Origin of the sequence: Pseudomonas sp. WS 5532 (assembly GCF_012985445.1) — a bacterium.
Lineage (GTDB): Bacteria > Pseudomonadota > Gammaproteobacteria > Pseudomonadales > Pseudomonadaceae > Aquipseudomonas > Aquipseudomonas edaphica.
In genome coordinates, this window is record NZ_JAAQWK010000044.1 from 1 (window position 1) to 13167 (window position 13167).

At 60.4% G+C, this 13167-nt stretch carries 10 protein-coding genes; all 10 read right to left on the reverse strand.

Annotation, left to right across the window (positions count from 1 at the left end; all coding sequences use genetic code 11):
• Positions 1 to 241: 241 nt before the first annotated feature.
• Complete coding sequence (locus tag HBO23_RS33410) at positions 242 to 1945, reverse strand: AMP-binding protein (RefSeq protein WP_170040983.1); 1704 nt, start codon at positions 1943 to 1945, stop codon at positions 242 to 244.
• Positions 1946 to 1976: 31 nt separating this feature from the next.
• Positions 1977 to 3275, reverse strand: coding sequence for an acetyl-CoA C-acetyltransferase (locus HBO23_RS33415; protein WP_138453405.1), 1299 nt, complete (start codon positions 3273 to 3275; stop codon positions 1977 to 1979).
• Positions 3272 to 4162 (reverse strand): MaoC/PaaZ C-terminal domain-containing protein, encoded by an 891-nt coding sequence (locus tag HBO23_RS33420; RefSeq protein ID WP_099547837.1) that lies wholly within the window; start codon positions 4160 to 4162, stop codon positions 3272 to 3274. The genes HBO23_RS33415 and HBO23_RS33420 overlap by 4 nt, the downstream gene beginning before the upstream one ends.
• 3 nt (positions 4163 to 4165) lie before the next feature.
• Complete coding sequence (locus tag HBO23_RS33425; RefSeq protein WP_170040984.1) at positions 4166 to 5509, reverse strand: 3-oxoacyl-ACP reductase; 1344 nt, start codon at positions 5507 to 5509, stop codon at positions 4166 to 4168.
• 174 nt (positions 5510 to 5683) lie between these two features.
• Positions 5684 to 8209: an acyl-CoA dehydrogenase gene (locus tag HBO23_RS33430; RefSeq protein WP_170040985.1), complete on the reverse strand. Its 2526-nt coding sequence runs from the start codon at positions 8207 to 8209 to the stop codon at positions 5684 to 5686.
• A 272-nt stretch (positions 8210 to 8481) separates the two neighbouring features.
• Positions 8482 to 9927 carry an outer membrane protein transport protein gene (locus HBO23_RS33435; protein WP_170040986.1) on the reverse strand — a complete coding sequence of 482 codons (1446 nt, stop codon included), beginning with the start codon at positions 9925 to 9927 and terminating at the stop codon, positions 8482 to 8484.
• 123 nt (positions 9928 to 10050) lie between these two features.
• The gene (praB, locus tag HBO23_RS33440) at positions 10051 to 10563 is read right to left on the reverse strand and encodes an alkane oxidation protein activator PraB (RefSeq protein ID WP_017136809.1); all 513 of its coding nucleotides are present in this window, start codon (positions 10561 to 10563) and stop codon (positions 10051 to 10053) included.
• A gap of 134 nt (positions 10564 to 10697) precedes the next feature.
• Positions 10698 to 11192, reverse strand: a complete 495-nt coding sequence (gene praA, locus HBO23_RS33445; protein ID WP_017136810.1) for an alkane oxidation protein activator PraA — start codon at positions 11190 to 11192, stop codon at positions 10698 to 10700.
• A gap of 134 nt (positions 11193 to 11326) precedes the next feature.
• Positions 11327 to 12607, reverse strand: a complete 1281-nt coding sequence (locus HBO23_RS33450) for an alkane 1-monooxygenase (RefSeq protein ID WP_099547834.1) — start codon at positions 12605 to 12607, stop codon at positions 11327 to 11329.
• Positions 12608 to 12877: 270 nt separating this feature from the next.
• On the reverse strand, positions 12878 to 13167 hold a 290-nt coding region (locus HBO23_RS33455), incomplete at its 5' end, for an alpha/beta hydrolase (RefSeq protein WP_170040987.1).

Consider the following 13167-nt stretch of genomic DNA (forward strand, 5'->3'; position numbering starts at 1 on the left):
CCATCACTTTTTGCGAACAATCGACATTAGTAAGCCTGATTATGGTCAATAATGTGTCCACCATGTCCCCGCACATGTGTCAACCATGTGTCCGGTCCGTACAGGGCGTTTGCCAAAAGTGACCCGCTGTAAGAGCGGAACCATAAGCCGCCGTTACCCGAATAACGGATATGTACACCGACAAACCGCCATCGCAGGCAAGCCAGCTCCCACACTTAAAGCCCCTAACCCTCAAATCAAATCAACGCAACGCCCGCCGCAGTACCTTACCCACTGTAGTCTTGGGCAACTCAACACTGCGAAACTCCACATACTTGGGCACCTTGTACCCCGTAAGATACTCCCGGCAATGGGCCAGAATCTGCTCCTGGGTCAAGCTCGGGTCCTTGCGCACCACGATGATCTTGACCTTCTCCCCCGTCACCGGATCCTCCACACCAATCGCCGCCACCTCCCCCACACCGGGATGCAGGGCCACCACGTCTTCAATCTCATTGGGATACACGTTAAACCCCGAAACCAGGATCATGTCTTTCTTGCGATCCACCAGACGAATATACCCACGCTCATCCATCACCCCAATGTCCCCGGTGGACAACCAGCCCTCGGTATCCAGCACTTCAGCCGTTTCCTTGGGCCGCTTCCAGTACCCCTGCATCACCTGCGGGCCACGCACTTGCAGTTCACCTTGCTCACCAATGTCCGCCAGCTCGCCGTCCTCACGCATAAACCGCACCCAGGTCGACGGCAACGGCACACCGATGCTGCCGGTGAATTCCATCTCACGCATGCGAGCAATGTTGATCGGGCTGATGCTCACCACCGGCGAGCACTCGGTCAGCCCATAACCTTCAATAATCGGCAACCCAGTGACCTCCTTCCAGCGCTTGGCCACCGCCGTGTGCGTGGCCATGCCGCCAGCAATCACCATGCGCAGGTCAGAGAAATCCCGCGCACAGAACTCTTTGTTTTCGAGCAAGCCGTTAAACAAGGTGTTGACCCCGGCAATGCCGTTGAAACGCTCCTTGCGCAAGATCATCTGCACCCGTTTCACATCCCGTGGGTTGGCAATCAGGATGTTGCGCCCGCCCAGGCACATGAACATCAGGCAATTCACCGTCAGCGAAAAGATGTGGTACAGCGGCAACAAGGTCACGTTGGTTTCCTGCTGGTCCTGGTCCAACTGGTCACCAACCCAGGCCTTGGCCTGCAGCAAATTGGCGATGATATTGCGATGGCTGAGCATCACGCCCTTGGCGTCCCCCGTGGTGCCGCCGGTGTATTGCAAAAACGCCAGCTCATCGAGGTGCATCGCCACCGGAAAATGGTTCAGCGCCCGTCCCTGTTTCAACACGTTGTTGAAGCGCACCGCGCCGGGCAGGTGAAATTTTGGCACCTGTTTTTGCACGCGACGCAGGATGAAGTTCATCGCCGCGCCCTTGAAGGTGCCGAGCAGATCGCCAATGGCCGCCACCACCACGCGTTTGACACGGCTGCCCTGCGCGACTTTTTCAAAGGTGTGGGCGAAGTTTTCAAAAATCACCAGGGTTTCGGCTTCGCTGTCCTTGAGCAAATGCTTGAGCTCATGGGAGGTGTACAACGGGTTGACGTTGACCACCACCGCACCGGTCAGGATCGTGCCCAGCAGGCAGATCGGGTACTGCAGGCAGTTGGGCATCATCAGCGCCACCCGGTCGCCCTTTTTCACGCCTTGGCCCTGTAGCCACGCGGCAAACGCCTGGCCTTGCACCTGCCAGTCGGCATAGGTCATTTCGGTGCCGATGCTGACGTAGGCGACCCGCTCGCGGAATTTTTCCAGGTGCTCCAGGAACACCTCGCGCAGCGACGGGTAGGCCTCGATACCGGCCTCGATGTCCGCCGGCACGCCCGGCAAGTAGGCGTTCAACCAGACCCGTTCGGTGTGTTCCTGGCTTACAGCGTTCATGGCAGTCTCCTTATTGTTGTTTTTGATCAGGCTATTTTTCGACGATGGCGGTGATGCCCAGCCCGCCTGCTGCACAAATCGAAATCAGGCCGCGCCCACCACCGTTCTCATGGATGGTTTTGGCCAGCGCCGCCAGTTGCCGGCCACCGGTGGCGGCAAACGGATGGCCACAGCCCAGGGAGCCGCCATTGACGTTCATCTTGCTGCGATCGATGGCGCCCAGTGGCGCCTCCAAGCCTAGACGCTCGCGGCAATACTCGGGGTCTTCCCACGCCTTGAGCGTGCACAGCACCTGGGCGGCAAAGGCTTCGTGAATTTCAAAAAAGTCAAAGTCGGCAAACCCCAGCCCCTCACGCTTGAGCATGCGTGGCACGGCATATGCCGGGGCCATCAACAAGCCTTCGGTGCCGTCGACAAAGTTCACCGCAGCGGTTTCGCCGGTACGCAGGTAAGCAAGCACCGGCAAACCCTGTTCGGCAGCCCAGGCTTCGCTGGCCAGCAAGACCACTGAGGCGCCATCGGTCAGCGGTGTGGAGTTACCCGCCGTGAGCGTGCCGTTTTGGCGGTCGTAAGCCGCAGACAGGCCCGCGAGCTTCTCCAGGCTGGCATCGGCACGCAGGTTGTTGTCACGCGCCAGCCCGCGATAGGGGCTGAGCAGGTCATCGAAAAAACCGCGTTTATAGGCCGCATCCAGGCGCTGGTGGCTGGTGAGGGTCAGCTCATCCTGGGCCAGGCGTTTGATCTGCCAGCGCTTGGCCATTTCTTCGCAGTGCTCGCCCATGGACAAACCGGTGCGCGGCTCGCCATTGCGCGGCAGCAGCGGTTTGAAAAACATCGACGGGCGCACCTTCAGCAAGGTCTTCACTTTGGCGCCCATGCCCTTGGCGCGATTGGCCGCCAGCAAGGTATGGCGCAGCGATTCGTTGATGCCGATGGGCGCATCCGACGTGGTGTCGGCGCCACCGGCGATGCCCACTTCGATCTGGCCAAGCGCAATTTTGTTGGCGACCAGCAAGGCCGCTTCCAGCCCGGTACCGCAGGCTTGTTGCACGTCGTAGGCAGGCGTGTCAGGCGACAATGTGGTGGACAGCAACGCCTCACGCGCCAGGTTGAAATCCCGCGAATGCTTGATCACCGCGCCCGCAGCAAACTCACCCAGGCGCTGGCCGTGCAGGTGATAGCGCTCCACCAGGCCTTGCAGGGCCGCCACCAGCAGGTCCTGATTGCTGTCGTGGGCATACACGGTGTTGGAACGGGCAAACGGGATACGGTTGCCGCCGATAATCGCCACGCGGCGGGTCGGGGCCGGGTTGAAACTGTAGTCACTCATTGATGGCTCTCGTTCCAGATAAATAGCCCGCGCATATGCGGTTTATCACCGGCAACATTGCGCACTTCAAACTCACGGCGCGGCCCGGTCACCGGGCGGCTCCATTGCGCGACCTGGCCGGGCAGGAAGATCGGCAGCTTGAAGTCGCAATGCGCTTGCGCCTGATCCAGCCCGCCCGGCGGTTGTTGCGCCGCCAGTGCGCGGCCCAGGGTCCACATGCCATGGGCGATGGCGCGGCGAAAGCCGAAGATCCTGGCGCCAATCACCGAGGTGTGAATCGGGTTGAAATCCCCCGAGACCTTGGCAAACCGGCGCCCCAGGTCGGCCGGCAGCATCCAGCGCTGGGTGCGCAACAGGCCGTCTTCCTGCAAGGGCAGCGCGTCGTCCCAGGGTTCGCCGAGCGGGTCTTTGACGTCGCGGCGCAGGTACAGGCTGTCGCTTTCCCACACCAACGTATCCGCCGCAAAGGCGCGGGTGGCGATGCTCAGCGCCTGGCCCTTGGGGTGCGCCACCCAGCGCTCGCAGTACACTTCCAGGCGCAGCGCCTGGCCTTCGCGCAAACGCTGGTGCTGTCGAATGCGATTGGCCAGGTGCACCATGCCACTGGCCGGGTACGGAAAGCTCGGCCGGGTCAGCAGCATCAAATGCAGTGGGAACGCCAGCACATGCGGATAGGACAGCGGCACGCCCTGCTCACGGCGAAAACCGCAGGCGCGGCCATAGGCGGCGATGCCAGCAGCGCTCAGCTCCACCGCCGAGCGCACCAGGCGCGCGGTGGGCAGCGGCGGCGGCCCGTCAAGCTTGGGTTTGCGCAGTGCGCGCACGCCGTCCAGCAACAGCTGGGTGCGCGACGGTGGCGGGTCGATGATCTGCGTCACATAGTCCATGGTTCAGGCTCCCAGCAGGCTTTGGCCGCACACCCGTACCACCTGGCCATTGACCCCGCCGGACGCCGGGTGCGCCAGCCAGGCGATGGTCTCGGCCACATCGATCGGCTGCCCGCCCTGGGACAGTGAGTTCATGCGCCGCCCGGCCTCACGGATCATCAGCGGGATTTTCGCGGTCATCTGGGTTTCGATAAACCCCGGCGCCACCGCATTCACCGTGACTTGCAGAGCGGCCGCCTGGGGTGCCAGGCCCTCCACCAGGCCAATCACGCCCGCCTTGGAGGTGGCGTAGTTGCTTTGCCCGAGGTTGCCAGCGATACCGGAAATCGACGACACGCACACAATCCGCCCGCCAGGGTTCAAGCCTCGCCCCTCCAACAGTGCGCTGCTGAGCTGCAACGGCGCTTCGAGGTTGACCGCCAGCACACTGCGCCAGGCGGCTTCGGTCATCTTGGCGATGGTTTTGTCGCGGGTGATCCCGGCGTTGTGCACCACCACGTCGAATGCGCCGTATTGGCTGACATGCGCCTGCAACAGCGCGGCCGCATCGGCTGCGGTGATGTCCAGCGGCAAGGCCGAGCCGTTCACACTGTCGGCGGCTTGAAGCAGCGCTGCCTGGGCCTGGGGCACGTCCACGCACACCACATGAGCACCGTCGCGGGCCAGCACCTGGGCAATTGCCAGGCCAATGCCACGTGAGGCGCCGGTGACCAGGGCACGGCGACCGGCGAAGGGTTTGTCCCAGTTCACCGTGCCCTGGGCGTCCACGGGTTTTTCCAGGCGCACCACCTGGCCCGACACATAGGCCGAGCGGCGCGATAAAAAGAACCGCAGGCTGCTGTCCAGTGCGTCTTCGGCGCCCGGTGCCACGTAGATCAATTGCACCGTAATTGCACGGCGCAATTCCTTGGCCAGCGAGCGCACCAGCCCTTCAAGGGCACGCTGGGCGATGGCCTGGGGCAAGTCCTGGCAATGTTCCGGCGCCGTGCCGAGCACTACCACGCGGCCGTGCTGGCCGAGGCGCTTGGCATTGGCGTGGAAGAACAGGTAGAGCTCGTCGAGTTGTTGCAGGTCGAGCACGGCCGTGGCGTCGAACACCGCGCCCTGCACCTTGACCGTGGACGGTGCCTTGAGGGTTGCCGGCGTGGCGGCGACGGTATCGGTGTCTTTGAAGAGCTGTTGCACCTGCGCACCGAGGCGCCCTGCCCCGGCGACAATCACCGGGTTGGCCAGGCCTTGCTGGCCGCTGCGGTGGCGTTGCAAGGGCAAGGGTTGCGGCAGGCCGATTGCCTGGGCCAGCCGCCGGCCCCAAGGGGAATTGACGAAGGATAGGTAGCTGTCACTCATAAAACATTCTTTCCCTGTAAACCCGATCAACTGTGGGAGCTGGCTTGCTGTGGCGAGGGAGCTTGCTCCCGTTCGACAGCGTAGCTGGAGCCCGCTTTTGGGGGCGCTTCGCACCCCAGCGCAAGCAAGCTTGCTCGCCACAGCAAGCCAGCTCCCACATGGACCGCGTGCTTTCTAGTTGACCGAGGCGTTTTCGCTTTGGCTGTTGCGGCGTTTGGCCTTGGGCTCCAACGCCTGTTGACGCTGCTGCAAAGCCTCCAGCAAGCCAAAATCCTGCGGGAAGTCGTCAACCTGAATACCGTGGTCGGCATATTCCACGTAACGCCCGAGCAAGCTGTCTTCCTCATCACTGATCAGGTCCAGCGCCCGCGCCTTGACCCGCCAGGTGGTAAAGGCCGTGGCGGAAATCGGCATCGGTTCGATCAGGCCCTGCTTGATCGCGGGCTTGAGCCGCGCCTCGATCAGCTCCACCTGCGGCAACAGCCGGAAGCCCAATTCGCCATAGGCGAGCTTGTCGATTTCCGGGCGCGGGATGTAGGAATTGGCCAGCAAGCGGTCGCGGGTTTCGCCGGGGGTTTGCACCACATCGGCCACCTGGGCCAGCAGGCGGTCCGAGGGTTTGTGCTGGGGAATACCGAACGGGAAACTCAAGGCACGCACCACGGCTGCCGCCGGTTTCGACGGGTAGTTGTCGAGTACTTCGGCAAGGGCTTCATGGGCGCGCAGCAATGCGTCCTGGGCCGACCAGTGCACCAGCGGCAAGTCGGCCTGGGGCCGCCCGTCGTCCTCAAAGCGCTTGAGCACGCAGGACAAGATGTACAGCTGCGACAGAATATCGCCCAAGCGCCCGGTGATACTTTCCTTGCGCTTGAGCGCACCGCCGAGCACACCCATGGACACATCCGAGATCAATGCCAGCACCACCGACAGCCGATTGGCCTGGCGGTAGTAGGACGCCAGCGCCGGGTCGGTCTTGGCCGGTGCGGCAAGCAGCCGCCCGCCTGTCAGCGAATGCACCGCAGCGCGCACGGTATTGGCCAACACGAAACTCAGGTGGCCGAACATCGCGCTGTCGAAGGCTTCCAGGGCTTTGCGTCGATCCGGGTTGTGCGCCGCTTCCATCTCGCGGAACACATACGGATGGCAACGAATCAGCCCCTGGCCAAAGATGATCAGGCAGCGGGTCATGATGTTCGCGCCTTCCACGGTGATCGCAATCGGGCTTTGCTGGTAAGCGCGAGCCAGGAAATTGTTTGGCCCCATGCAGATGCCTTTGCCGGCCACGATGTCCATGCCGTCGTTGACGATCATCCGCGCGCGCTCGGTGACGTGGTACTTGGCAATCGCCGAGATCACCGAGGGCTTTTCACCGGCATCCAAAGACGCCACCGAGACCTTGCGCACCGCATCGCAGGCATACAAATGCCCGGCCATGCGCGCCAAGGGCGCCTGTACGCCTTCGAACTTGCCGATGGGCAGGCCGAACTGCTTGCGCATCGCCGCATAAGCCGTGGTGCCGCGTACCGCGACCTTGCCCAGGCCGACGTTGGCCGACGGCAGCGAAATGGTGCGCCCGGCCGCCAGACATTCCATCAGCATGCGCCAGCCATTGCCGACCTGTTCGCGGCCGCCGATCACCCATTCCAGCGGAATGAACACATCCTTGCCGGTGGTCGGCCCGTTCTGGAACACCGCGTTCAGCGGCCAATGCCGACGACCGCTGTTCACGCCCGGGTGGGAGGTGGGGATCAACGCACAGGTAATGCCCAGCGAACCAGCCTTGCCGAGCAAGCCATCCGGGTCTTCGGCACGAAACGCCAGGCCCAGCACCGTGGCAATCGGGCCGAGGGTGATGTAGCGCTTGTCCCAGGTCACTTTGAAACCCAGCACTTCCTCGCCCTCATGCACGCCTTTGCAGACGATGCCCAGGTCTGGAATCGCCCCGGCATCGGAACCGGCATACGGGCTGGTGAGGGCAAAGCACGGGATGTCTTCGCCGCGTGCCAGGCGCGGCAAATAGTAATTGCGCTGGGCATCGGTGCCGTAATGCAGCAGCAGTTCAGCCGGGCCGAGGGAGTTGGGTACCATCACCGAAATCGCCGCGGCCGAGCAACGCGTCGACAGCTTCATCACCACCTGCGAATGCGCAAAGTGGGAGAAGCCTTTGCCGCCGTACTGCTTGGGAATGATCATGCCCAGGAACCCGGCGTCCTTGGTGTACTGCCAGCCTTCGGGGGACATGTCCTGCCAGACTTGGGTGGTTTCCCAGTCGTTGGCGATGTCGCAGAGGGTTTCCACTTCGTTATCGAGAAACGCCTGCTCTTCGGCGCTCAGGCTGGCAGGCGCGGCTTGCAGCAAGCGCTGCCAGTTGGGCTTGCCGCTGAACAGCTCGGCGTCCCACCACACGGTGCCAGACTCGATGGCCGCGCGCTCGGTGTCAGACATCGCCGGCATGATCGTGCGAAACAGGCCCAGGGCCTTGCTGGTCAGCAGCGTGCGGCGCAGCGGCTTGATCGTCATCAGCACGGCGGGCAGTACCACCAGAATGGCCGCGACGCTGGCGCCAAAGCCTGCGACCCCATTGAACAGATAACCAAGCGCCAGCCAGACCAGGCCGACGCCCAGCCACAGGGCAGCAGCGGCTTGTCGATAGGCCAGGACAATCGCGGCGGCGACACCCAACAATAACCAGATAACCATGGGGATACCTCTACTCAATTCAGGGTATGGCATGCGCGTCGCTCGTTCGGGATGAACGAGGGCGTAAAACCACACTACAAACTTGAAAGGACAAATTCAAATTTTGTTTTGAAATTTTTATTTAATGCTTTGACGAAAAAAATAGGCTGATCGAGTCAGCCAGTTTCTGCATTGGGAAAACATTAAAACCAGGACATTTGCAGCACGGGTGTGAAGCACCAGAAAGATGCGCTGACTGACCACTTCACACCTGAACACGCACAGATTGTGGGTTAGAACTTATACGTGGCCGACAGGCTTACCACATCCCCTTTGCTGTCCACCTTTCCATCCAGGCGCGCAGCCCCAAGGCGATCTTCGTTGACGGTCTTGAGCTTGACCTCCTGTACAAACTGCCGCGAGTAGGCGCCGTCCACACTCAAGCCTGGAACCGCTTTGATGTTGTAGCCAAAACCCAACGAGGCGAAATAACGATCACCGTCAGGAATGCGCGGGTCACGCGTGGAGTCACGGGTAGGCGTCTGATCATAGGCAACACCGGCACGCAGGGTGAAATCGTCAGTGAGCTTATAGTCGCCGCCCAGCGAGTACATCATCACGTCTTTGTACTTGTAAGGAATCGACACAATGGTATTGCCGTCAGACTTCAACGTCAGGGCCTTGAAGGACGACCACTGGGTCCACAAGGCACTGGCGCCCAGGGTGAAGCGGTCATTGAACACGTGTACCCAGTCGATGGCAGCAGTCGCCGGGATGTCCAGTTGCGTGCTGGCGTTGGCACCGTCCGGGAACAGTTTCAAGCCTGGGTAAGCGCGCTCAACCAGCGTCAAGCCGTCGCCGCCTACGTCAGTCATCAGTAACCGACTTCCTGGGTCGGCATTGAATTTGTACTTGCCCTCCAGCTTGTTCTTGATTTTGGCGTGGTAGTTGAAGCCAACGGTATCCTGGTCGGTGGGTTTCCACGCCATGCCGCCAAACCAGCCCACAGACGTATTATCGACCTTGACCCGAATCAGCGATTGGCCCACTCCGGATGGAAAGGGAATACCAAAGCCGCCCAGCCCCGGTGAAACTGCCGCTGCTGCGTACAAGTCGACGTTCTGGCTGACAAACCCACTCGTATGCTGAACGATGGCGCCGCCACCGATAGAGAACTGGTCGTTAACTTTGAAGGACAGCGAACCGGTCAGTCCCACGGTTTCGATTTTGGTGTCTACGGCAAAATCGCGGCCTTTCCAATCCGGGTCCCAGGTCGACTTCATCCCCTGGGGCACCACCTGGCTTAGACCAACACTGAAACGATCGTTAATGGGTATCACCAGGAACCCGGTCGGCAGCCAAGCGGTGAACCCGCCTTCGCCACCATCACCCGTACGCGGCGTAGAGGTAACGCCACCAAACTCGTCCAATACCCCTACAGAAGCTGGGTCGCCTTTGTAATCAGTGGCATTGCCTTTGAACTTAATATTGACGCGCGCATAAATGACGTTTTGCTGCGCGATAGTTTGATCGATAAACGCCATGGCAGCCGGGTTGTTGTACGCCGAGGACGGGTCGTCCTTGAACAACGAACCACCACCGAACGCACGACCCCAACCTTGGGCACCAAATGTAGGAGTCGAGAAGCCACCGGCCTGCACCGAACCGCCCGCGACCATGAGACCGCCCAACAATGCCAGGCCGATAAACGTCTGGGCCGGTTGTTTCTTATTATTCATGCTCCACTCCTTATTATTTTTATCCACCACGGCCGGGCCTACCGTCCCTGGTTTTCCTCAACAGGTGCCCCGAGAGGGGCACCTGCATTTCAACGTGTGATCATCACGTCCAACGCGTTGCTATCAAGGATTTACAGTGAGTGCTGGGCTTGGAGCGGCGTTCAGAGCAGTGATTTTGCAGCTGCCGACCGTTTGAGCAGATGGAACGGTGATGGCGTGGGTGTTGTTGTTGTAGAGCACGTTGATAGTGACTGGGCCACTGGCGCAGTTGCTGACAATCTTGAAGTTGACGCCGGACACGGTACCCGCATACACACCTGCACCGGTGCTCGTGGAGGTTGGCGTCAAGGTCCAAGGCAGACCCAACAGCACCGGCACGCCACAGAGTGGGTTGGCACCACTGACAGTCGCGCCCGTAATAGCAGCGGCGGAACCGTCGGCGGCCACACTACCGGTGAACACGATATTGCAGGAAACAGGCGCACCGAACGACGCTGGCGACGACACCGCAATGGTCCCGGCAGGCGTGGAAAAGCCCGTGCCTGCAGGAGAAATAGTGGCTGCACTCGCCATGGAAGCAGCACCCATGCAAACAGCCAGAGCAGTCAACGACACGAGAGTTTTCAAGCTTTTCATTGTTTTTCCTCACATGTTATGGCGAGTCAGTTCGCCAGGGGTAATGGCCATGATCGAGAGGTCACGGTGAAACTGCAGAACTTCCCTTTCCAGCCAAATTTCAATACCTATACCGCTACAGTTTTAGAATTCGTTTATTCGACCACTTTGAAGTTCGGCGGCATCTTGATCGACACCGTCTTGATCTTGCAGTCTTCGCCGATTGGCACATTCGTCGCTTCCAACTTGCCGGTGGCGTTATCCCAAGTACCGTCGGCGGTCGACGGGCCGCACTTGCCGCCTAAACCGAAGGCATGCACATCCACGCTGATGTTCGACATCGAGCCGCTTTTAGTGTCTTTGGCAATTAATACCCACGGCAAGTTGATAGCCTCGACGCGGCTGCATTTCAGGCCGCCATCGAATTCAACTTTGTCGACATTCACCGACGCGCCATTGGCCGCGACCTTGCCGGCCACTTTGATGGTGCAGTCGGCGCTGATCAGCGCGCCCTTGGAAAAGCTGATCGGGCCTTGGGCCGTAAAGGCGCTGCCGGCCGGCTCGATCCGCGCAGCCTGGGCTTGTTGGTAAACCATCAGGCCCAGTGCGGCCAGGATGACATGGGCGGTAAAGGTGGCAGGGCTTTGCATGGTGTACGTCCTTCCCTTGAAATTATTGTTGTAGGGTCAAACCACTGACTTGCACTAAAACCGATAAATCCTGGGCGATGAAGGCCTGCGCGGTACACAGACCCCGAGTTCAACCACACAGGCGTTAGTTCAGATTAAAACGGCGTCGCGCTGTTGCTGTACTTCTCCAGATACTTCAACCGCTGTGACGGTTGAAGATTGGTCAGGGTGATATCCCCGGCATAGTGGTTCAAGACACGGTGGTCCATGCGACGTCGCCACAAGTACGGCACATAGGCCCAGACAATCATGCTGGCGTAACCGTAAGGCAGTTGCGGCGATTCATCAAAGTGGCGCAGCGACTGGTAACTGCGGGTCGGGTTGGCATGGTGATCGGAGTGCCGCTGAAGTTGGAACAAAAAGATATTGGTGACAATCCGATTGCTGTTCCACGAATGCCGAGGTGAACAACGCTCATAACGGCCGTTGGGCAACTTCTGACGTTTGAGCCCGTAGTGCTCGACATAATTGACCACTTCCAGCAGCGAGAACCCGTAGATACCCTGGATGATCAGGAACGGAATCACTGCCGCGCCCAGCCAGGCAATCATCGCGCCCCACAACACCAGGCTGTACATCCAGGCGCTGAGCACCGCGTTCTTCCAGTGCAAGGCCGGCAGGCCGAGTTTGCGCAGGCGTTCGCGCTCCAGGTTCCAGGCTGACACGGCACTGAACCACACCGAGCGCGGCAGGAACGCCCAGAAACTCTCACCGAGGCGCGAGCTGGCCGGGTCTTCCGGGGTGGCGACGCGTACATGGTGGCCACGGTTGTGTTCGGTGTAGAAGTGCCCGTAGAAGGTCGGCGCCAGGGTGACTTTGGCCAGGAACACTTCCAGCGGCTTGGGTTTGTGCCCCAACTCGTGGGCGGTGTTGATGGCAATGCCGGTGGCGGCACCGGTGGACATCGCCATGCCCAGGTAAGTGAACCAGCTGACCGCACCGTGCAACTCAGTACGCGCGGTAATGAAGGCGGCGGTTTTGGCCAGCCAGCTCGACGGGTCCAAGTGGGCGGTGGCGTTCAGCAGACCGCCGCTGATGATCCAGTCGATGCCGCCGGCGGCGAGCCAGCCGGTGATCACCACCGACGAGATGACGAACAGCACACCGGTGTAGACGATCCAGCGGTAGTAGCTTTGGGATTCGAGGTGGTTGACGGCGGATTCGGGTGGGTTGCTGACGTCTTCACCGAGCAGGCCGTCGATCAGCGGGATAAGGCCGAAGATCACCAGCACACCGACCCACCACAGTTGCTGTACGCCGGTGGTAATTGCCAGGGCGCCGGACAGCAAGGGGGTTGCCAGTGGCATGATGCCGAGCCACCAGAGGTGACGCTTGCCGTCGGTCCAGACGGTTGGGCTTGCCATAGTCTGATTCATGGCAGCCTCCGAACGAGGCAGGTTGGGTATGCGATAAAAGGCGTTTTTTTCATTATTTTATTCGCTCTTAGGCATTTCAAAAACTGTTTCAAATTACACATTGAAATAATTTTTTAAAATTAATAGCGCGGAATCGTTAGGTCGTCAACTAGTTTCTCGAAGGCTTTTTAACGTGACCGGGCAGTCTCTTTTTCAGCCGTTTGGTCAGGTGTCTAAAGCAGGCATCGACGCCGTTGAACCGCGAGTCGGATTGCACAATCATTTACCCAGCTACTTACCCACCAGGGCCAATGGCCGCTGCGCAAGCGGATCGTTTTGCGGCGGTTTGACGCGCTTGGCAATCTGCTCCACCACCGCCACCACACGCTCTGTGGCGGTGATCGGCAGCATATGGCCCCTCCCCTCCACCACTTGCAGCTTCAGCCCCGGCACCTTGCTGGCCAGGGCCTGGCCGTGCTTCTGGAAGTCCAGCACCTTGTCGCGCGCGCCATAGATCAGGCCGATGGGCAAGGTCAGTTGCGGGTAGCGCTTGACCATGTCCGGCAGGTGATCGTTGACTG